Source organism: Paenibacillus sp. GCM10028914 (genome assembly GCF_042666275.1).
In the GTDB taxonomy this organism is placed as follows: Bacteria; Bacillota; Bacilli; order Paenibacillales; family Paenibacillaceae; genus Paenibacillus_AQ.
On the sequence record NZ_JBHTFO010000017.1, the window covers coordinates 616,382 to 637,419 of the forward strand.

A 21,038-nucleotide genomic window follows, 5' to 3' on the forward strand; every position below is an offset into this window, starting at 1 on the left:
CCTCCTACACCTTAATGTTCATCATTTTCGTGATCCACCAAAAACAACCGCTAAGAACGAAGAGCGCAAACGTGGAGATCAATAATCCGGCTGCACTGCTATGCATGGGCTTCATATAATCCGAAGCAGTCAGGTTCATAAATAACAACAGCAAGAATGGTGATACAAGTAATGCTTTGGATTCAAATTTCTTCTGGGCAATCATGACTGATATTTCCTGCTGAATATCTAGCTTTTCTCCAATAACAGAGGATGTCCTACGAATGACTTCAACAAGATCTCCACCTGTTCTTTTACAAGTTGTAAACACATCCGCAAAGTTCGTTATATCCTCCATACCCGCTCTTCGAGAAAAGTCTTGAAGTGCTGATTCGATAGGCTCACCATACTCCAATCTCGAAACGATTACCCTTAATTCAAATATCAAATCATTCTGAGCACCGGGGTCCAGCATCAGCAAATCATCCACTGCATCTCGAAATCCATTCTCTACCGAATGTCCTGCTGACAATGAGGAAGATAGAGAATAGAGCGCCTGCTTAAAGTGAAGATTAAGTGTCGCTCTTCTTCTGGCAAGCAGATGACGACGCCAAAATCGAGGTATGATTAAGCCCCCGAACGACAGGATGAGTGATAAAAATACATTCTGATAAAACAGGTATCCCATCACGAAGAATAGTAGTCCACCGAAAGCGATGCATCCAACGCGTTGTCCTTTGGATAGGTTATACTCACGGTAATCTGGAAGTTTACTATTCCGTGATTTCATAGCTGGTGATGCAGTTGCATCTCTGCCCTTATTGACTTCAGAAACGACTCTCATTTGTCCGGCTGCTTTCATCTCACCACCTCTTTATTCTGAAGAGGCCAGAAGGTAATTCCCGCCATGCTTAACTTGTCTACATTCATCAATGGGTTACCGCATGGCTCGAGTTCTCCCATTACGCGTCCTTCAACTTCTCCCGATTCTCGAAAACGGTACAGCGGATTAATCATGACCTGTTCTCCGTCCATCCCAATCACTTCACTGATTTCAGTAATACGGCGGGATCTGTCACGAAGTCTGGAGAGATGCACAAAAATATCAATCGCCGAGCTAATCTGCTGTCTGACCACCGAGACTGGTAGATCTGCCCCGCTCAACACCATTGTCTCCAAGCGACTGATCATATCTCGTGTACTGTTGGCATGACCTGTCGATAGAGAACCATCATGACCGGTATTCATCGCCTGCAGCATATCCAGCGCTTCACTCCCCCGCACCTCCCCAACTACAATTCGGTTAGGCCTCATCCGAAGGGAAGAGCGAATCAGATCACGAATGGATATTTCACCGCGTCCTTCTGTATTCGCATTTCTCGTCTCCAGTGAGACGAGATTAGGTACCGTTACAATCTTTAGTTCAGCGGAATCTTCAATGGTAATGACCCTCTCATCCGCAGGAATGAACTGAGACAATGCATTTAAGAAGGTCGTCTTTCCTGAACCCGTTCCTCCACTGATAAAAATGTTGTACTTTCCAATCACCAATGTCCGTAATAGATCTGCAGTTTCTTCATTTAAGGCTCCTCTTGATATCAAATTCTCCATTGTCATAGGCGACGCGGGAAATTTCCGGATTGTCATCGTAGGTCCCTTTAAGGCAATAGGCGGAAGAACGATATTGACCCGAGACCCATCCTTCAAACGGGCATCAACAATCGGTGATGATTCATTCACAACCCGGTTTACTGTGCCTACAATGGTCTGAATAATATCTTCAAGTCTGCTCTGAGATTCAAATTGAACCGGCAAACGCTTCACTTCACCTTCTTGCTCAATGAACACATCCTTATGACTGTTGATCATAATCTCAGTAATTGCAGGGTTATCAACTAGAGGCTGAAGCACATCCAGGCCCCGAAAAGAATCATAAATTCTTCGCACTAACGTACGTCTTGCAGCCGCAGTCAAGTCGGTTAACTCACGGCGCGCCCAGACAATCTCTTCGATATATTGCATCAACTCACGATTGCCAACGGCCGCTGTAATATCCAGACCTGCCCGTACCTCATTTCGTATAGAAATGAATATCTCCTCATCCATACACGCGTCCCCCACGGCTTTCCGTAACACCCCAATCACTTTCACCGAGCAGTTCGCTGCAAAGCTTCAATATATCCCGCTGAAAAATAGGTGAGCATAGCAGCAAATCTTCCTGATGTAGCTGCTTCCAAGAAGGAATATAAGGCAGCATGCCATCTACCCTCATATCTTTATGAGGCAGCGGATTAGCAAGACTTCCTGTAAACCGGTTAACGATAAATCTGCTCTTGCCCATGATCTGTCCGAACAAGACAGGCTCCTTTCTCTCCATATGTCCAAATCGCATACCGGTCTTATACATACTGATCAGATCATCCAGCAAAACCCACAAGAGTACATTGCTCTTCTCCATCACAGTACGAAGCCGCTCCTCTGACTGATTATCCGTATCAATTACAACTACATCGTACTGGCCACTCTTGGAGATCAAATCAATTAACACCTCTACATCACCAGCCGTCATTTCCATCAATTCTTGCAGATGATCGCTCGGCTCGAACACATCACATTTCAAGCCATCATGCCGCATCACATATTGTGCTAGAGAGATCTCGGTTCCTTCAGTCGTTTCCTGTGATGATTTAATCTCATAAAGAAGCCTAGAAAAGCTGCCCCCATCTTCTCGTCGCCTGCCAGTAGGGAATAAAGCAGTCGAATTCACCGTTTCTAAATTCAAATAAAAAACCTTCCTGCCCAGTACACCGAGTTGTTTCGCCATATTTACAGATGCGGTAGTTCTCCCGCTCCCACCAAGAACCGATACAAACCCGGTAATCAAAGTACTGCCGGTGTATGAATCATTCTTGCTTACACGACTCCCCCTAGTTTGTGCAATCCATAGATCCAACAATTGAGGCAAAGGCTGATATTTTGCCGTAGTCAGGCCATCACCGATAAGGTTTGAATTGTCTTCCCCTTCACTAAGGACGACCCACGGTACAGATGATCTTCCTTCGGTCAACCAAGCTTCCAGCATTTCGACTTCACCTACGATCAAATCCGGTATTTCTCCATACTGTAATAATGCGTCCATTCGGGTGAATGCCGTCACCTGCACTCTTTTCACGTATTCACTTCCGTGTATAAAGTTAAGCATTGGTTCGACATACCCTGAATCCTGTACAGCCAGTACGATCCTGACCGGTAGCATGTTCAGCAGACCCCTTCTTTCATAAAGACAACGCAAAAAAACACCATTCAAGCCGCATTTAAGCGATCATTGAACGGTGCTTCCGTTGTCTTGTTATAATTTTACATAAGAATATCATAACTTACTATAAGCCAGCAAGCGTAATTTTACAAACATATACAAACTGTCCAGATAGCCCTTGCTAAAAGAAAGAAATACCGTCATAATTAACTCGGCAGGAACGAACGTTCCCACCAAAATCAGCTCTATATTACGTCATCCTATATAGTAGCTCCTATCGTCATAATTAAACAGCATCTTAGCCAGGAGAGTGACAACCTTTGAAAAGACGAATCATAATGACCATGATTACGGGCCTGCTCCTGTTATCCGGTTGCAGTGATCCGGGAATCACACAGAATACGAATATTTCATCAGAGCAAACAAGCAGCACCACAGGCACAACTTCAACCAAACCGGACACCTCTAACCCTTCAGCTTCAAACACCAATAAAAAATACCCTACCGATGATCTCAACATCGCGAGAGTTCCCGTGGAACTCGTTAAAGCCGTGGATGGTGATACGATTAGTGTGAAGTATGAAGGCAAAACAGAAAAAGTACGCTTTCTGCTAGTCGATACACCGGAAACAAGCCACCCTCGCCTTGGTGTACAGCCATTTGGCCCGGAGGCCAAAGCATTCACGAAGGATATTGTGGAAAAAGCGAAAAAGCTTGAGCTTGAATTTGACATCGGACCGAACCGGGACAAATACTCCCGATTACTCGCATATGTGTATGCTGACGGTAAAATGGTTCAGGAACTCCTTCTCGAGCAGGGCCTGGCTCGTGTAGCCTATATTTATCAGCCTAATGTACGCTATGTCGATAAATTTAACGATCTTCAGTCTATTAGCCGTAAGAAGGCGATCGGAATTTGGAGCGTCGAGAATTATGCACAGGATGATGGTTTCCATCCTGAAGAGCAGGAGAGTCAGAGCAGTTCAACTTCAGACACGACTGCCAAGACCGAACAACCAAGTAATGTGTGCAATATTAAAGGTAATATTAGTTCCAAAGGGGATAAAATATATCACACTCCGGAATCCCCCTACTACGAAAAAACAACTCCTGAGCAGTGGTTTTGCAGTGAAACAGAGGCCAAACAGGCGGGATTCCGCGCTCCTCGTTAACTGAAAAATCTTTAATTTAATCTGCTTCTTTTTCTATAAGAACCGACGCCGGATATCCGGTGTCGGTATCATACATTCCTCGTCTTTTCCGAACCAACGATATCGATTCTTCGCAACCCATTTATATATTACATCACGAAGTGCCCTAGGAACGATAATAAACCCATACAACAGCGGCCAAGGGAAAGGTAATCGACGCGATATTCGCAGTGCAGCTGCGGAACGAGTATAATAAGCTCCATTCTCCACGACAATAACGGTTTCAATCAGATCCGCAGGCAACCCTCCTTGCCGAAGAAATTCCTGTCCTACATCAGATTGAAGTGAAGCAAACCGGAATACGCCGGCAGGATCCCTTTTTATAATAAATTTCGTGAGCCCCTGACATAAATGACACACACCATCAATCAATACAACGACATGATGTTCTGTCTGTTCATTCAATTTGTCCATTCTCTCTCCCCCCAAGCGTTAACCTTTTCCTGTTACTATACAACAATCTCTCCTCAATGAATCTCGATTTATATAAGAAAGAAAAAAACGCGGGAGTATACTCCCGCGCTCTGTTGTAGCACTCTGTTCAATTACTCAGCAACTGCATTGCTCAGCCATTCGCCATCTTTCATCTGCTGATCAATATCTGTGGAGAATTTCTCCATACATTTGCAAATGAAATCTTTGCGGCACACCGGACAAGGTGTTTTTCCAAGTCGGCTAACATTAGTCATTTTCCATTCCGGAAAACGATTGTAGAACACACGGCATTTCGTTCCATCAGCTAAGCTGACAATGAACTCGTAAAGCCCATTTTTTTCGTTGCTTCCGGCTTTGGTCACGTTGGAAATTTGCGGTTTGTATGACATATGCATCACCCATTTATCTAAATTTCTTCTTAATTACCTTGTACTTTCTGGTACTTAGTCATATTAAAGAATTTTAAGGGTGATGTCAACCAAAGAACACATCCAGTATCGAGCCCATTTGTCCACGTTTCTTTCCTTCCAAAATATCGGGGTTAAATACTTCCACATATCCGCAATTCGTACACGAAACGAATAAATAATGATTATGCTGTATATCGAACATTTTGCTAAGACCTGCACCAGACATGGACACTTCCTTCGTATGACAATGGGTTCCTCCACATTTAGAGCAAACAAACCGTTCCTGGATCATCTCTTCAATACGCATTGTTAAACTTCCCCTCTCTTAAACATCATAAATATTCTTACGGGTTAGCTTCATATATCGTTTCAAATAGTGAGGAAAATAAGTTCATGACTAATACTTTCTTCCAAAATATAAAGCCGGGCAGCCCTCAAGAGGCTCTACCCGGCTCCTATTAAGCGATTACTGCTAATATAACCGCAATCGCTTGGCTAAAATCTTTTTTTGATTTATACGATGTTTAAATCAACATCGATATTTCCCCGAGTCGCTTTTGAATATGGGCAGAAAGCATGAGCTTTCTTAGCCAGATCCTCAGCTTGACTCCGTTCTACACCAGGCATCGAAATGTTCATCTTCACAGCCAATTGAAAACCGCCGTCACTGTCATCTTTACTAATCATGACTTGGGAATGAATCTCTACATCTTTAAGCTCAACGCCCTCTTTACGTGCAACATTGGCCAAAGCACTTTCGTAACATGCTCCATAGCCCGCTGCAAATAACTGCTCTGGATTGGTCCCAGATCCACCAGGACCACCTAATTCCTTAGGCATACTTAAGCTATGCTTCAAAACTCCATCAGACGATTCGACCGCACCTTCCCGGCCTCCTGTTACTTTTACATCCGCTGTGTATAGTGGTTGCATCTTCGATCATCTCCTCTGTCTGATTTATCCTTCTATATTCACTTAAACTTGTGACAGGAAATGAAACGAAGTTCATGGCGAACGATGATTCTGAATATATACAAAAAAACAACCCCTAGCTCAGCTGGAGGTTGTTCTTTGGATTTATGATGCGGTAGAGAGGACTCGAACCTCCACGGGTATACACCCACTACCCCCTCAAGATAGCGTGTCTGCCATTCCACCACTACCGCATATATAAGGGACGTTCTTTAAAAGAACATTACTTATTATATAACTTTGTTCTTAATAAGTAAAGTGTCATTTAAATCAAACGAGAATTAATGAACGAAACATAATGATGCCAAGGGGTACTGTAATATAATCCTTAGCATCATAACGTCTCCCGAAGTGAAATGATTCTGGATTTTAAAAAAATATGTACTCCGCTTCCTTCCATTAACGCTACATCAATACCACTAAAAAAGCTTTTTTCTAACTGTTCCTTACCCTGGATTTCTCGACTGACTCTTCCTATACTTAGAAAACTCTATATATTCTTTAATAAAGTTCTTCTCATCTTCAGTAAGATGTAAAGTGTGAAGCTGTCTCTCGATTTTCGAATAATCTATTCCGTAACTTTCCCGAATCTCCATTATATTTGCTGTCGGAAATCCCTTACCTATAATTAGCCAGTCTAGGCTAACATCAAAATAACGAGCAATCTCAATCAGTTTATTGGTGCTGGGGGTTGTTTTACCTCTTTTCCAATCACCAAAATTTCCTGTGCTGATCCCGAGATTTTCACAAAAAGCTTTCTTGGTCATCCCCCGGCTTTCAATTAGATGTTCGATTCGTTGGTAAATAGACTGCATGAAACAACCGCCTTCCACAATTCTGCACAAAAAAATAATTACGTATGTACGCTATTTAATACTTAATAAATGACTTATGTAAGTGTAAAATGGGGGATGCGTAACTAAATTATACCATTTTTAATAGCTGGTTGTCTCTTTACCATGTGTCTTTATATTGGGGGGCGATTGTTTTGCATGAATTTTCATCTACACCGTGGTGCTACGCTGTCGACTCCTTAAATTCTGGGCTAATGATCATTCGCCCGGACGGCAAAATAGACCAAATCAACAATTCGTTAAGACTCATGCTCTCTGAATATGGTGCCTCTCCCGATTTTGATTGGCACGGTATTTCATTTCTCGAACTGCCCCCTTCAATTTTTGGAAGATCCTCATTCGAGGATTTCTTTGAGGGTGTTTATATCCCTTCACTGAAGAATGTTATAGTAGGCAACAATCATCAATATACAGTGGAATATTCTTTAGATTTGTTCGGTAATACAATTTGGATTTTAAGCGAAGCTCGGCCTCTTGTTTACGATACAGAGAATATAGCCGGTGGGATTGTCGTATCCTTTACCAATATTACACGATTTAAGCAGCGACAACTAAGACTCGAACAAGCTCTATACCACTCATGTTCCCTTCACGGTCACATTCCGATCTGTGCTGTATGCAAGCATGTCCGGACCGTCGAGGACTGGGAACCGGTTGAGAGCTATCTGGAGAGCCGCATTGCAGTCGAATTTACACACGATATTTGCCCAAGCTGTATTCGAAGACTATATCCTAAGTATTCATCTCTGTTCGACGAATCGCGGACAGCGACCGAATCGGAGGAATAAAGATCAAATAGCCTTAGTTCAGTATTCTTACACTGCAACTAAGGCTATTATATATTAGATCTCCAATCCAGAATGCCTAATTATTTCGTGACGAAACGAAGAAGCGGACTCATTAAGGAAGGTACAATCGATACATGTCCCTCCCCTTCAACCACTTGAAAAGTCGTATGTAACCCTTGATCATCCTTAAGGATGTCATACAAGTCCCTCGCATCTTTCACCATAGAAGGCTTCTCCTCACTGCCTACAGCCATAAATAACGCCGCATGCACTTCATTCAGCCCTATCTGTTTCTTGCATTCATTCCACTTCTGATAAAGAACGTGATTCTTCCACCAGATTGATGGGCTTGCCGCAATATAACGCTGAAAGGAACCTGGACGTGTAAACAAAGAATACAGTGCCAAAAAACCTCCGAGCGAATGACCAAATAGTGCCTGCTTGGAACGGTCTATAGAGAAGTAACTTTCCACCTTCGGCTTCAGCTCTTCTTCTATAAAAGTAAGGAAGTCCTCGGCACCGCCATTTTCCGGCCACGAAGAGCCGTCAGGACGAACCTTCAGCTCAGCTTCATCTGCAGGTACCGTATAGTCATAGAAACGTTCCTTCGTTACGATAGGTTCTTTAGACTCGTAACCTATTCCAACGATAACAGCAGGTGAGATTCCATGAGGACGACGAGATTGTAGCCGGATGGACTCAGCGAGAGAGCCAAATGAAGCATTCGCATCCAGCGTATACAAAACAGGATAGCCTGCTTCAGGTGGTGGACCTACCGGCTCAGCTATAAAAATCCGATAGGAACGGGCCGTATTCTTCGATTGCATTTCCCAGATGAAGGTGCCTGGAATACTAAATTCTTGTTTACTTTCCTTTATAGGAGGATGCTTTTCATACCGAGGATTAAACAACCATTGCAGCGCCTCTGGAAATTGTCTCACCATAAAAACGTCATCATGCGTTCCTTCTGGAACCCATTCCATTCGCAAGGAATCCTCCGAGAATCCTTTTTCGATGAACAAACGCGCCGCTTCTTGTGTGTTCAACACCATATTTTTCTGTATATTTTGTTTATAGATGCCTTCGCACAGACCAACAGACATGTAAACCCGCAAATTCTTGTTCAGTCCGTTCTCCTGTCGAATGTAATCGAGGACCCCTTCATACCAGAAGGAAGTTGATAACAAACCTAATTGGCCAAATACATCAGGTTTCCAGTAACCTGCAAATAACGATATTAACCCCCCGAATGATCCGCCGATCATCGCTGTGAACTCAGCTTCTTTTTTCGTCCGGTAGTGATTATCAATATAGGGTTTGAGTACATATGCAACTTCATCGATATATTCCTTGCCTTTACCGCCAAAAGGAGATCGATCTGGAATAAGTGAAGCAGCAGGCCATGGCGTATATTCATCATTGCGGATATCGGTCTTCACGCCCACAAGGATCATTTCTTGCAAGTCACCTTTAGCAAACAAATGCTCTAAATAATTGGAACACTCGGTAAACAGAAAACCACCATCCTGAACGTATGCAACAGGGTAGTTCTGCCCAGAAGTTTCATAAGAAGGCGGTAAATATACAACAACCTCTCTCTGCTCCACGACTAGATCATGAAATCGATTCATTATACTCCTCCAGCCTCTATTTTTTCGATCGAATCAATAGATAAATAAAATAAGGCACACCAATAATAGATACCACAATGCCGACCGCTAGCTCTGCTGGCGCAAATATCGTTTTACCGATAAAATCACCGATCATTACAATGGCCATCCCCGCTACACCACTCACCGGGATGATATGTTTATGCCGAAGTCCAACCAGTTGTCTAGCCATATGGGGGGCGATCAGACCCACAAATCCAATACTGCCAGACACGGCCACGCTAGCACTTACCAGACCAACACTGCACAGCAAAAATATATTCTTCTCCCGTTCAACAGATACGCCTACACCTTTCACGCTCTCTTCGCTCAATTGAAATATATCTAGAACGTGAGCGCGTAGCCAGATGATAATCGGAAGAAGTAGAATCCATGGCAGCATCGTGATAACAAACCTCCAGTTCGCACTATGCAGGCTTCCCGCGAGCCATACAACCGCCATCTCGTAGTCTCTCGGGTTCATCTTAAGAGAGAGGTACATGGTGAATGCACCAAATCCTGAGGCAATTGCTATCCCGACCAATATGAGACGCTGCGGGTCTAGAATACCATTCTGTCTAGCGAACATGTAGATGACGGCTGTAGCAGCCATCCCACCTACCAAACCGAACATAGGCATCATCATGACGGCAAGCCAGCCTGTCATAGTCATATTGCCTTGGATCAGGAACATAAAGAGGACTACAGCCAAGCCAGCACCCGCATTGATGCCCAGTATTCCGGGGTCTGCGAGACCATTTCTCGTAACTCCTTGAATCACAGCCCCTGCGATTCCCAAGGAAAATCCAACTAATGCTCCAAGAACAATGCGGGGTAAACGAAAATCGAACACGACGAGATCATGCTCTGGCTGAGGATCGATTCTGAATAATGTTTTGAACACATCCATAACTGAAATATCAAAGGTTCCATTCGTTAAGCTAAGATAGAATGTTATGGCTACGATTACAATTCCTACGATAAGAACAGTCAATAGACGAGCAGATGAGGATCTAGGCATGGCGCTCTCCCCCTCTCGTCTTGATCAGATACAGAAAGAAGGGAACACCAATTAAGGCGGTCACCACACCAACAGGCGTTTCAAAAGGATAATTAATAAACCGTGACAAAATATCGCATAAAGCTAGAAATAATCCGCCTAATGCTCCGGACACAGGTACAATCCAGCGGTAATCAGAGCCTGCAAGAAATCGAGCGATATGGGGAACAATCAATCCGACAAAAGCAACTTTGCCCGCAAGCGCAACGGAAACTCCGGTAAGAATAACAACAGCTAGCATAGCCAGTGCTTTAATAAGCCATGTTCGTAAACCAAGACCTGTCGCAATCTCTTCCCCGAGGGAAAGAATCGATATCGATTTCGATAATCCGATAGCTAGTCCCAAACCCACAATCGCAAACGGAATACACAATTTGATCAGTTCCGGGTCCATCTGATGCAGTCGTGCATTATACCAAAAGCTGATATTCTGAGAAATCTGAAAATAAGTCGCAATCGCCTCTGCCGTTCCACTTAGAAAGGTGCCTATAATTGTACCGAGTATGGCCAGACGAACCGGCGAGAGTCCGTGGGGAATAGCCCATGCAAGACCGAATACGATGGATGCTCCAATGGCAGAGCCAATCAACGAGCTGACGATGTACCAATTCGAATCAGCTGTCGGAATAAACACCATAAACAGCGTAACCGCAAATACAGAACCGTCCGAGACTCCCATAATGGCTGGAGACGCTAGGTAGTTTCTTGTCATTCCTTGCATCAATGCACCGGATATCGCAAGAAAAGAGCCGATGAGCATCGCTCCGACGACTCTTGGCAGTCTAGATGTCATGATAATCTGATGGTCCACACTCTCCGGATCAAATGCGAATATCGAGTCCCAAATGACATCGACCGTTATATTTTTGGCTCCGTACAATATCGAAGCAATCATGAGCAAAATAACCGCTACCGGGGTTATCGCAAGGATAACCACCGGTAGCGAACCTTTGAATCGCATATACAACACGCCTTATACTGATCTATTTGGTAAGATTACTTACTGCTTGCTTCAAGAATTCTATCTTACTATAAGCTGTTCCGCCCTGAGCCAGAGGATCGACTACATTCACAAAAGCATGGCCATTCTTAAAGGCAGTCATATTCTTCATGATCGGATCATTCTGGAGCTCCTCCAACGCATTCGGTGTATCTCTGTTCTCATCCGGCGAGAACTGAATGAACAAATAGTCTGGATTCATCTCTGCGAATTTCTCTTTCGAAACCAATTCCTGAGCTTTAGCTGCCTTCACTTCAGCAGGCACTGCGATCCCAAGATCCTCATACAATATCGGGTTAAAGAACACAGATTCCGGATAGATGTATAGCTCACCCTGACGAATTCTTAACGCAACAACCTTCTTATCTTTTAATGAGTCACCGATCTGAGATTTAGCAGCTTCCAAATCCGTTTTGTATTTCGCGATTTCCTGTTCTGCTTGCTCCTCTTTTCCACTCAGTTCTCCGAGCAGTCTCAAGTTGCTCTCCCAGTTCGTTGAAATATGAGAGTATGGAATTGTCGTAGCAATTTTGCTCAACTGTTCGATCACTTCCGGTTTGAATTTAGAGGAAGCGAGGATTACATCCGGCTTCAATGACAAGATCGTTTCGAAGTTCGGCTCTAACTTTTCTCCAATAGACTGCGCATCTTTCGTTATACTTTCAAACAACGGAGGAAATTCTCCCGAGAACGTAATTGCTCCTACAGGATTCACCTCGAGTACGATCGAGTCTTCCATCGCTTCAACTGCACCTGTGATGACAATTCGCTCTGTTTTTGCAGGAAGTGTGTACTCTTGATCCAAGTACTTCACAACTTTCGTATCTGTTGTTGATGTGGTATCTCCCTTATTATCCTGTGACTCATTTGAGGCTGCATTACTGCTGGACTCATTATTAACAGCCTGCTTATTCTCTTCTTTCTCTCCTCCACAAGCTGACAAAATCATGGCCATCACAACAATTAAGCCTAGTATTAATTTCAATCTCTTCATTTCTTTCTAAATCCCCTCTCCACGTCCACTTTTCAATTGATAATGATTATCATTATTGATTATAGTAAATGATGTTCGTCCATTACACCATGGACAATCACCAGATCACTCATGGACATTCTTCGGAAAAGATATGGATAGCCTCCCCCACCATCTGCTCCAGCGCAATTGGTGAATATTCTCGCCACGGGTAAGAGGGTAACAGATGAAATCTTCCTTCCCTGACTGCAGGGATCATCATCCAATCCGAAGTGGATTGAAGCTTTCTCCAATATTCAAGCGTTTCGGAATCTTGCCGCACTAGCATAACAATATAATCAGCATCTATCTCTTTTAACATTTCGGTTGACAAAGGAATATCATCCACTTGATTCTCCAGCCATTTCGGAGAAGTAAATTGGAGATTATCAAACAGCACTTCCTCCATACCAAGGCTTCGGTGTGATTCCAGCTGATAATCATGAAGCCTTGCCGTCAAAAGTGTTGGACGATTTCGGAGTGTACTCGCCGTTTCACGGCGGGAAGACAGGAGTTGGGTGTGGTAGGACTCAATCCACCGCTCAGCCTCCGTATCTTTATCAAGCAAGTGCGCAATCCAGCGCAGTTGGTACTCCCATCCTTCCGAATCCGGTGGTAGTTCATAGATGGGGGCTATTTGCTGCAATCGTTCCTTTTCCCATAATTCCAAGCCCTGTGAACAGATTATAAGCTCAGGCTGAGATAAGTGAAGCTTTTCCAAATTAGCGTTTTTGTTATGATTCAAGCGAAATCCATCCAGATGAACTGGGATATCCGGTCCAAGGGTATGATAATAATATTTCGACCATTTGGGATGAAGCGGCGCAGCATAAGGAACCATATTAAGGGGTTTAAGATATCCGAGTAGAGAAGACGAACCGTATACGGCTAGTTTATTTTTTCGTTTCTTTATATAAGCAGATGGAGAAAGGCCAAACTCTTTCTTAAACTTACGACTAAAATAAAATTCGTCTTTATACCCGACCATGTGAGCTACGTCCTTAAGAATCCGACTGGAACCAAGCATTAGCTGCTTCGCCTTACTCATTCTTACTTCAGTCAGGTATTCCATCGCACTTTGACCATAGGTCTTTTTGAAAATATCAATAAAGTATTTGGGGCTCAGATCGGCAATCTTCGCGAGGTGGTCAATCGTTAACTCTTCATTATAATGGTTGTCTATATATTCTCTCGTCTGTTCTAATCCTTTCTTCTTATCCCCTTTCGTCCCAAGAGAGCTCGAAGTTACAAGCTCATACAACATTTCTTGAAACTCCAGCTGAGATCGCCACTTCTCGAAATCATCTTCACTATGAAAATGATCGTATATAGAACGACAGACCAGCGATAATCGATCTGATGAGCTTAGCGTAAATTCAGACTCCTTCAGCAGAATGGTATCTGCGTTCACCTCCACTAACTGCTTCCGGCTGCTAAAGTCAGATACTTCATAGAACCCAAAATAAAGGATAGCGACTGACACCGAATTTCCATCAGGCCCACTCACGCCAAACGTTGTATGAGACGGACAAAAATACACTGTGTCTTTTCTCATACGAGTTGTGCGATCTGCACGTCCTAGAGAAGCCACACCCTTAAGCAAGACAATTAGAACTGGCTGCAATGTAAGTTGTTGCTCCATCACACTTTCCGGTTTCATTACCTCTATGTTCCAAAGCTTCATAGTCAGTGAACTGAATATCCGCTTCTTCTCTATGCTTGTTATATCTTTCATTCCTGGGGATATCAAAACAAACTCCGCCTTTTTGTTTGAGAATGGTTATCATTATCATATAAATAGCACATCCTATTCGGTCTGTCCAGAAAAGTCACTGTGAAAAAAAGACCATTTTCTTATTTTGATTCCTACGAAACAGACGATCTTGAATGATAAACAAAAAACAGTCATAGCCAGGGATATTCCTGGCTATGACTGTTTAAGAATCATATGCTTATATTTTTGACAAAGTAACCTGAATCAATATTATTGTTGGATCGGTTCAATAAACCTAATAGGCTTTAACCCCGACGTTGTCTAGCTCTGGCTTGTCCACCTTTGCGTCCCGCTTCTTCTCGGCTCATCTTACCGTCATTATCGGAGTTATTGCGGGATTCACCGCCTTTTTGACCGATCTCTTGATAGAATTCCTTACCGTGGGAATCGGAAGTTGATTCGCCGCCTTTGCGGCCGATATCCTGATAAAAGTCTTTTCCGTGGGAATCAGAGGTTGACTCGCCACCTTTTTGACCAATTTCTTGGTAAAATTCTTTACCATGTGAATCGGAGGTCGATTCGCCGCCCTTACGGCCAATCTCTTGATAGAAATCTTTATCGTGTGAATCTGACGTTGCTTCTCCGCCCTTGCGACCAATTTCCTGATAAAACTCTTTATCATGCTTCTTGGCGGTTGCTTCTCCACCTAATCGTCCTGCTTCTTCACGGCTCATCTTACCATTATTATTTTTAGCCATTTTGAATCACTCCTTATAGGTTTTTTGAAGTTGTTCGTCCACGGTATTGTATTAACCGATTCAATTTTTATGAAACATAACATCATTCATAAACATGCAATCCAGACTTTAATAAAGGACTATTCTTTTCGTATAAACGCAAAAAAAAGCCCCTGCAATTTGCAGGAGCTTTTTAATATGCGGTAGAGAGGACTCGAACCTCCACGGGTATACACCCACTACCCCCTCAAGATAGCGTGTCTGCCATTCCACCACTACCGCATAATAAAAGGGATCAAACTGTAAAAAAAACTGGTGAGCCATGAAGGACTCGAACCTTCGACACCCTGATTAAAAGTCAGGTGCTCTACCAACTGAGCTAATGGCTCTCGATGACAAACATGATGCTGCCATAAAAAGAAATTATTATAAAGAAAATGGTGACCCGTAGGGTTACTCTCACTTCGTTCGAGACTGCGAAGTATTCCTAACGATGTCCATGCTCCGACGAACCATTGGGGTTCTCATCCCCTGAAGCATTTAAGAAAATGGTGACCCGTAGGGGATTCGAACCCCTGTTACCTCCGTGAAAGGGAGGTGTCTTAACCCCTTGACCAACGGGCCTTAATAATCATTGTCTCCTTGACGACAAGATTGAGTATAGCACGAAATTAAATATGTTGACAAGCCCTTTTTTAAAAAATTTCACCCAAAAATAACTACCAATTTTTGAGAAGAATTCTCTCCCTTTTGGGTCGAGACTGCGATGCTTATCCTAACGATGTTTATGCTTCGACGAACCCTCTTCTGAGGGTTCTCATCCCTTTACATAAAAAGCCCCCTTCGCTTTCGCGTTGGGAGCTCTATAGTTGTTATTCTAAACGGAGAGAGAGGGATACTCTCCCTTCGGTCGAGACTGCGATGCTTATCCTAACGATGCCTATGCTTCGACGAACCCTCTTCTGAGGGTTCTCATCCCTTTACATAAAAAGCCCCCTTCGCTTTCGCGTTGGGAGCTTTAAATTCGATGTTTCTCTAAACGGAGAGAGAGGGATTCGAACCCTCGCACCGCTTACGCAGTCTAACCCCTTAGCAGAGGGTCCCCTTATAGCCACTTGGGTATCTCTCCAAAAAGAAATGGCTCCCCGAACAGGACTCGAACCTGTGACAACTCGATTAACAGTCGAGTGCTCTACCAACTGAGCTATCAGGGAACATTATGTTATTAATTTACCATGATATCTTTAATCAGTCAAGCATTAGAAGACGTAGACGACCACTGCATCGTCCACATCGATATCGCGCAGGATCCATTTTCCGTTTCCGCTTGTATTCTGTTCCGCATTCCACACAGCGAAGTATATATCGATACGGCTCCGGCTTTCGCTTTTTATCCTCCGGTTTCACGATTGCTTTACAGAAGCGACTACCTCCAACTTCCTGAAGAAGCGCCTTGAAATCCGCATCTCGGTGTTTATACCCCCGTCCGGATAAGTGAAGATGATAGTGGCAAAGCTCATGTTTTATAATTTTCTCTACTTCATCCTTCCCATGAATCTTAAGCTGGTGAGGATTAATCTCTATATTATGGCTTTTCATAAAATACCTTCCGCCTGTCGAAGAAAGTCTACGGTTAAAAGTAGCACGATGCCTGAACGGAACGTGAAAACTCCGGATTGATATTTCCTCCACCCAAGCCTGTAGCTGCTCATTACTCATATCTTGCATAACTTACCTCTTCTCCCTTTCATCTCTCTCCTCTTCATTGTGCACATAACACATACACGATGCTACTTGAATTTTAACTTCCCTCTAAGCTACACTGTCAAGTAAGGATGATGCAAATGAACGGCTTTTATCAATCGTATAAGAATGAGTTTGCAACAATCTGAAGCAGGAAAGTATGGAGGGAGAACTTACAATCATGCCGAACATGCGTTATGTCATTTTACAGCTAAGCGATAAGCTGCAATTCGTAGAAATGCCTGCGGATTACGCTTACCAGCTAAGTGCGCTCAATCTACGTCTTAACAAAGAAATTAGCAAGCTTACAACACCGGACAAACCAGATTTACCACTTGCCGTAGCGGAATGTGACAACTTAGACTTGCTCCAAGAAGCTACACAAACCGTAAGTGGCCTTGATTACATAAATGAATTAGAGCGGAATTTTGCTTCTTTGGATGAATCGAACTATCCGCTTATATCCCTGCTCACTGAAATTCGCGCCCTTCAGGCACAGCTTGAGCAGTGGTATGAAGAAGAAGCTGTTTAAAAAAACATGAAGACCTGCACCCTTTAGGGATTTCCCCCATATGCTATCCATACAGACGGATCGCCAAGAGGAGGAGATATCCTTGCCGCAATGGCTCTGCAATCAACTGACACGTGCCTTTCGCAAAAAGGACAGACGCCAGATAAAATTACTTAACGAGTGCTGGTTCTTTTATCGGAACTCCCCGGGCCAAAGCTCGGATACCCAATAAAGGGTGTTGAGGTATGCGAACAAGCCCGGGCCCAGTGTCCGGCTTGTTTTAGGTTCACTGCAAACGAAATTTTTACGATAAGACATGAGGTAACTGTCTAATTAACAATAATAGGCCCCGATCCAGCATAGGATCGGGGCCTGTATGGTGTTACTGATCTTTTGGTTGGCGCATAGTCAAACCTACGCGTCCTTTTTTCAAATCGACATTCAGTACCCATACGGTCACATTATCTCCAACGGACACGACATCCATAGGATGTTTAACATAACCATCGCTAAGCTGTGAAATATGAACAAGGCCATTACTCTTGATACCAATGTCCACAAAAGCACCAAAGTCGATAACATTCCGAACCGTTCCTTGAAGCTCCATACCTGGCAGCAGGTCTTCAATCTTCAGTACATCTGTACGGAAAATCGGAAGTGGAAGCTCTTCACGAGGATCTCGGCCAGGACGCTGAAGACTGTCCAGAATGTCTCGAAGTGTCGGCACTCCGACATCCAGCTTCACAGCAAGCTCTTCCGGCGCCTGACTGTCTAGCAGTTCAGACAACTCTTTCGTCCCCACTTTGTCAGAGCTCACATTCAGCTCCTTAAATAACCGGTCTACAACAGGATATGATTCCGGGTGAATCGGTGTATTATCCAAGGTGTTATCTCCCTCAGAAATTCGCATAAACCCGACACATTGTTCAAAAGTCTTCGCCCCGAGACGAGGAACTTTCTGCAGTTGCTTCCGGCTGACAAATTTCCCGTTCTCTTCCCGGTATTTCACAATGTTCTTCGCAATTGTGGCATTAATACCTGCCACATAAGAAAGCAGTGAAGGTGAAGCTGTATTCACATCGACACCAACATGGTTAACCGCGGACTCCACGACCGCTTTCAAACTTTCCTCCAAATGCTTCTGGGATACATCATGCTGATATTGACCCACACCGATAGATTTCGGATCAATCTTTACCAACTCAGCTAACGGGTCCTGAACACGGCGTGCAATGGAAGCCGCACTTCGTTCCGCAACATCAAGATCCGGGAATTCTTCTTGAGCAAGCTTAGAAGCCGAATACACACTCGCTCCTGCTTCATTTACGATCAAATACGCAAGCTCCGAATCTCCGATTTCAGAAATCACCTCAGCAACGAACTGTTCTGTTTCACGGGAACCTGTACCGTTACCGATAACAATAAGCTGAATTCCATACTTCGAAATGAGCTCTTTAAATTTAACAGCAGCCTCTTGCTTCTTGTTATTCGGAGGCGTTGGATACGTAACAGCTACTTCGAGCAACTTTCCTGTATCATCAACGACCGCAAGCTTACAACCCGTACGATATGCAGGGTCAACCCCGAGAACACAACGCCCCTTCACTGGAGGTTGTAATAGAAGGCTGCGTAAATTCCCAGCAAAGATAGAAATCGCTTGATTCTCGCCTTTTTCGGTTAGCTCGCCGCGAACTTCCCGTTCAATGGACGGAGCAATCAGACGTTTATATGCATCCTCGATCACAGCAGTCAGAATATCAGATACTGCGGAAGTACCATTCAACACCTGCTTACCAATATGTCCATAAATGGACTCGGAAGGAACTTCAAGGCCGACTTTCAGGATGTTCTCGCGTTCTCCACGATTGATCGCCAAAATGCGGTGAGGCGGCATTTTTTTGGCAAGCTCACGATAATCGTAGTAGTTCTCATATACGGATTCTGCATCAGCATCCTTCGCTTCTGAGGTTAGAATACCGTGATCTATACTGAATCTACGAACCCAGGAGCGAATTGTCGCGTCATCTGCAATATTCTCAGCCAAAATATCCATCGCACCCTGAAGCGCCTCTTCAGCTGTAGCCACGCCTTTCTCTTCATCCACATAGTTTGCAGCTTCTACAAGAGCATCCCCTTGCTTCGGCTGACTCCATATCCAAGAGGCCAGTGGTTCAAGCCCCTTCTCCTTGGCGACACTTGCACGTGTCTTACGTTTTTGCTTATATGGACGGTACAGATCTTCCACTTCTTGGAGTTTTACAGCTTGATTAATGGACGCTCTAAGTTCATCCGTCAACTTACCTTGTTCATCTATAATCCGTATAACTTCCCGCTTACGAACCTCTAGGTTACGCAAATAATTGGTACGGTCTTCGATATCACGAAGGCGGTTCTCATCCAGTTCTCCTGTCATCTCTTTGCGGTAACGCGCAATAAACGGTATTGTATTTCCTTCATCCAGTAGCTCAACGGTTGTGCGGACCTGCTTGACTGACAACTGAAGCTCCTTGGCGATTTGTTTGACGATCCTCTCGTACTCTTCTTTGCGGATCTGTTCCTCATTCACTTCCACGACAGCTTCTAATTCAGACAATGTTTATCCCTCTCTCTTCAAAAAAACTATAGACCCATTATCCCAAATCTTCGTCATTATTTCCAGCATGCCCAAGTTACTGACTGTTTTAAGTATAACTTAATCCAATTTTCATCTAAATTTAAGATTCAGGCTATACACTTATGAAAAATAATAAGATTTTCGCTTGTAGGTTCTAATTGGTTCAGCCTGGTACTGGAGGTTACACACAATGAACAATATGAAAGCGTGGGCATTGCTTGCAATCTGTTTTATTGGTTTTATAGCAATTATTGCAACAGCCTATTCTCTGATTCCCGATGGCGTTGCCTCAAACATACAAAATTTTGATAATATATCATAAACAAAAGCAAATAACCCGCCGGGATATCCCCAGTGGGTTACTAGTGTTTGTAAGGTTGCTATGTTGAAACATCTACTTCGTTAAAAATCAATCAAACCCAAACTGATTAGCAGAGAATCATCCACCTTGCTCATTGTTTCCTCGTCCAGATGGGTGATCTTGTCGGTTAGTCGCTGCTTATCAATCGTTCGAATCTGCTCCAGTAAAATAACGGAATCTCGGTCAAATCCATGGGACGCCGCGTCAATTTCAACGTGGGTCGGGAGTTTGGCTTTCTGAATTTGAGCGGTAATCGCCGCAACAATTACCGTAGGACTGAACCGGTTGCCGATATCGTTCTGAATGACAAGGACCGGCCTTACACCGCCCTGCTCGGAACCGACAACGGGTGAAAGATCCGCAAAGAATACGTCGCCGCGTTTTACGATCACTGTCTACACCCCGCTTACCAAGCGGTCCAGAGTGCTGTCTGCATCTTCCTCCGCGTGAAACGCTTCAGATGCCATAGTCAGGTTGATCTTAGCCATCTCCATGTAACCTCTTTGCATGGATTCACGAATGTAACGCTTTTTGCGCTCATTCAAGTATAGTTTCATGGCCTGCCTGATAAGCTCACTACGGTTGGAATTTTCCAGCTGAGCGATCCCGTCCACTTCTTGCAAAAGATGATCAGGTAAACTGATCATGATTCGTTTGGTGTTATGCATGTTGGCCACCTTCTATTACACCCCCACAACCTTCTTGCCCTGTGCACCAGTATTACTTTATTCA

At 43.8% G+C, this 21,038-nt stretch carries 23 protein-coding genes and 6 tRNA genes; 5 read left to right on the plus strand and 24 right to left on the minus strand.

Annotation, left to right across the window (positions count from 1 at the left end; genetic code table 11):
* Positions 1–4: 4 nt before the first annotated feature.
* The 3 genes from ACFQV5_RS20310 to ACFQV5_RS20320 all read right to left on the minus strand — a co-directional run bounded on the left by ACFQV5_RS20310 (position 5) and on the right by ACFQV5_RS20320 (position 3,235).
* Positions 5–769 carry a type II secretion system F family protein gene (locus tag ACFQV5_RS20310; RefSeq protein WP_379249477.1) on the minus strand — a complete coding sequence of 255 codons (765 nt, stop codon included), beginning with the start codon at positions 767–769 and terminating at the stop codon, positions 5–7.
* A 68-nt stretch (positions 770–837) separates the two neighbouring features.
* A complete protein-coding gene (locus tag ACFQV5_RS20315; RefSeq protein ID WP_379249359.1) occupies positions 838–2,085 on the minus strand; it encodes a TadA family conjugal transfer-associated ATPase in 1,248 nt (415 codons plus the stop codon).
* Entirely contained in the window at positions 2,078–3,235 is a 1,158-nt protein-coding gene (locus ACFQV5_RS20320) for a P-loop NTPase family protein (protein ID WP_379249361.1), read from the minus strand. Before ACFQV5_RS20320 ends, ACFQV5_RS20315 begins: the two co-directional genes overlap by 8 nt.
* Positions 3,236–3,555: 320 nt before the next feature.
* Between ACFQV5_RS20320 and ACFQV5_RS20325 the strand changes: the two genes are divergently transcribed.
* A complete protein-coding gene (locus ACFQV5_RS20325; RefSeq protein ID WP_379249363.1) occupies positions 3,556–4,407 on the plus strand; it encodes a thermonuclease family protein in 852 nt (283 codons plus the stop codon).
* 33 nt (positions 4,408–4,440) lie between these two features.
* Here the strand turns inward: ACFQV5_RS20325 and ACFQV5_RS20330 are convergent, their stop codons facing one another.
* From ACFQV5_RS20330 to ACFQV5_RS20355, 6 genes are all read right to left on the minus strand, one after another.
* Positions 4,441–4,860 (minus strand): thiol-disulfide oxidoreductase DCC family protein, encoded by a 420-nt coding sequence (locus ACFQV5_RS20330; RefSeq protein WP_379249365.1) that lies wholly within the window; start codon positions 4,858–4,860, stop codon positions 4,441–4,443.
* Between the two features lie 131 nt (positions 4,861–4,991).
* Positions 4,992–5,270, minus strand: coding sequence for a hypothetical protein (locus ACFQV5_RS20335; protein ID WP_379249367.1), 279 nt, complete (start codon positions 5,268–5,270; stop codon positions 4,992–4,994).
* Positions 5,271–5,355: 85 nt separating this feature from the next.
* Positions 5,356–5,598 carry a zinc ribbon domain-containing protein gene (locus ACFQV5_RS20340; RefSeq protein WP_379249369.1) on the minus strand — a complete coding sequence of 81 codons (243 nt, stop codon included), beginning with the start codon at positions 5,596–5,598 and terminating at the stop codon, positions 5,356–5,358.
* Between the two features lie 206 nt (positions 5,599–5,804).
* Positions 5,805–6,224 carry an organic hydroperoxide resistance protein gene (locus ACFQV5_RS20345; protein WP_379249371.1) on the minus strand — a complete coding sequence of 140 codons (420 nt, stop codon included), beginning with the start codon at positions 6,222–6,224 and terminating at the stop codon, positions 5,805–5,807.
* Between the two features lie 150 nt (positions 6,225–6,374).
* Positions 6,375–6,457 (minus strand) — tRNA-Leu (locus ACFQV5_RS20350).
* A 252-nt stretch (positions 6,458–6,709) separates the two neighbouring features.
* A complete protein-coding gene (locus ACFQV5_RS20355; RefSeq protein WP_379249373.1) occupies positions 6,710–7,078 on the minus strand; it encodes a helix-turn-helix domain-containing protein in 369 nt (122 codons plus the stop codon).
* Positions 7,079–7,251: 173 nt separating this feature from the next.
* Between ACFQV5_RS20355 and ACFQV5_RS20360 the strand changes: the two genes are divergently transcribed.
* Entirely contained in the window at positions 7,252–7,905 is a 654-nt protein-coding gene (locus ACFQV5_RS20360) for a nitrogen regulation protein NR(II) (protein ID WP_379249374.1), read from the plus strand.
* 80 nt (positions 7,906–7,985) lie between these two features.
* Here ACFQV5_RS20360 and ACFQV5_RS20365 read toward each other — a convergent pair whose 3' ends face one another.
* The 12 genes from ACFQV5_RS20365 to ACFQV5_RS20420 all read right to left on the minus strand — a co-directional run bounded on the left by ACFQV5_RS20365 (position 7,986) and on the right by ACFQV5_RS20420 (position 16,796).
* Complete coding sequence (locus ACFQV5_RS20365; RefSeq protein WP_379249376.1) at positions 7,986–9,536, minus strand: alpha/beta hydrolase; 1,551 nt, start codon at positions 9,534–9,536, stop codon at positions 7,986–7,988.
* 16 nt (positions 9,537–9,552) lie between these two features.
* Positions 9,553–10,575, minus strand: a complete 1,023-nt coding sequence (locus ACFQV5_RS20370; RefSeq protein WP_379249377.1) for a FecCD family ABC transporter permease — start codon at positions 10,573–10,575, stop codon at positions 9,553–9,555.
* The gene (locus ACFQV5_RS20375) at positions 10,568–11,575 is read right to left on the minus strand and encodes a FecCD family ABC transporter permease (protein ID WP_379249379.1); all 1,008 of its coding nucleotides are present in this window, start codon (positions 11,573–11,575) and stop codon (positions 10,568–10,570) included. Before ACFQV5_RS20375 ends, ACFQV5_RS20370 begins: the two co-directional genes overlap by 8 nt.
* Before the next feature lie 22 nt (positions 11,576–11,597).
* Positions 11,598–12,608 (minus strand): ABC transporter substrate-binding protein, encoded by a 1,011-nt coding sequence (locus ACFQV5_RS20380; protein WP_379249381.1) that lies wholly within the window; start codon positions 12,606–12,608, stop codon positions 11,598–11,600.
* Between the two features lie 109 nt (positions 12,609–12,717).
* A complete protein-coding gene (locus ACFQV5_RS20385; RefSeq protein WP_379249383.1) occupies positions 12,718–14,361 on the minus strand; it encodes an AraC family transcriptional regulator in 1,644 nt (547 codons plus the stop codon).
* A 284-nt stretch (positions 14,362–14,645) separates the two neighbouring features.
* Positions 14,646–15,098, minus strand: a complete 453-nt coding sequence (locus ACFQV5_RS20390; protein ID WP_379249385.1) for a KGG domain-containing protein — start codon at positions 15,096–15,098, stop codon at positions 14,646–14,648.
* Between the two features lie 178 nt (positions 15,099–15,276).
* A tRNA-Leu gene (locus ACFQV5_RS20395) sits at positions 15,277–15,359 on the minus strand.
* A gap of 31 nt (positions 15,360–15,390) precedes the next feature.
* Positions 15,391–15,466, minus strand: a tRNA-Lys gene (locus tag ACFQV5_RS20400).
* A gap of 160 nt (positions 15,467–15,626) precedes the next feature.
* Positions 15,627–15,701 (minus strand) — tRNA-Glu (locus ACFQV5_RS20405).
* Positions 15,702–16,117: 416 nt separating this feature from the next.
* Positions 16,118–16,206 (minus strand) — tRNA-Ser (locus tag ACFQV5_RS20410).
* A gap of 9 nt (positions 16,207–16,215) precedes the next feature.
* Positions 16,216–16,291 (minus strand) — tRNA-Asn (locus ACFQV5_RS20415).
* Positions 16,292–16,325: 34 nt separating this feature from the next.
* Complete coding sequence (locus ACFQV5_RS20420) at positions 16,326–16,796, minus strand: SprT family protein (RefSeq protein WP_379249479.1); 471 nt, start codon at positions 16,794–16,796, stop codon at positions 16,326–16,328.
* 205 nt (positions 16,797–17,001) lie between these two features.
* Between ACFQV5_RS20420 and ACFQV5_RS20425 the strand changes: the two genes are divergently transcribed.
* Both ACFQV5_RS20425 and cmpA read left to right on the plus strand, forming a co-directional pair.
* Positions 17,002–17,352, plus strand: a complete 351-nt coding sequence (locus ACFQV5_RS20425) for a hydrolase/acyltransferase (RefSeq protein WP_379249387.1) — start codon at positions 17,002–17,004, stop codon at positions 17,350–17,352.
* Between the two features lie 82 nt (positions 17,353–17,434).
* Positions 17,435–17,563, plus strand: a complete 129-nt coding sequence (cmpA, locus tag ACFQV5_RS20430; protein ID WP_379249481.1) for a cortex morphogenetic protein CmpA — start codon at positions 17,435–17,437, stop codon at positions 17,561–17,563.
* Positions 17,564–17,713: 150 nt separating this feature from the next.
* Here the strand turns inward: cmpA and ACFQV5_RS20435 are convergent, their stop codons facing one another.
* Complete coding sequence (locus ACFQV5_RS20435; protein WP_379249389.1) at positions 17,714–19,924, minus strand: Tex family protein; 2,211 nt, start codon at positions 19,922–19,924, stop codon at positions 17,714–17,716.
* 211 nt (positions 19,925–20,135) lie between these two features.
* On the opposite strand from ACFQV5_RS20435, the gene ACFQV5_RS20440 reads away from it, so the two are divergent.
* Complete coding sequence (locus ACFQV5_RS20440; protein ID WP_379249391.1) at positions 20,136–20,267, plus strand: hypothetical protein; 132 nt, start codon at positions 20,136–20,138, stop codon at positions 20,265–20,267.
* Between the two features lie 80 nt (positions 20,268–20,347).
* Here the strand turns inward: ACFQV5_RS20440 and ACFQV5_RS20445 are convergent, their stop codons facing one another.
* Entirely contained in the window at positions 20,348–20,698 is a 351-nt protein-coding gene (locus ACFQV5_RS20445) for a type II toxin-antitoxin system PemK/MazF family toxin (protein WP_379249393.1), read from the minus strand.
* Positions 20,699–20,701: 3 nt separating this feature from the next.
* The gene (locus tag ACFQV5_RS20450; RefSeq protein ID WP_379249395.1) at positions 20,702–20,983 is read right to left on the minus strand and encodes a CopG family ribbon-helix-helix protein; all 282 of its coding nucleotides are present in this window, start codon (positions 20,981–20,983) and stop codon (positions 20,702–20,704) included.
* Positions 20,984–21,038 lie beyond the last annotated feature (55 nt).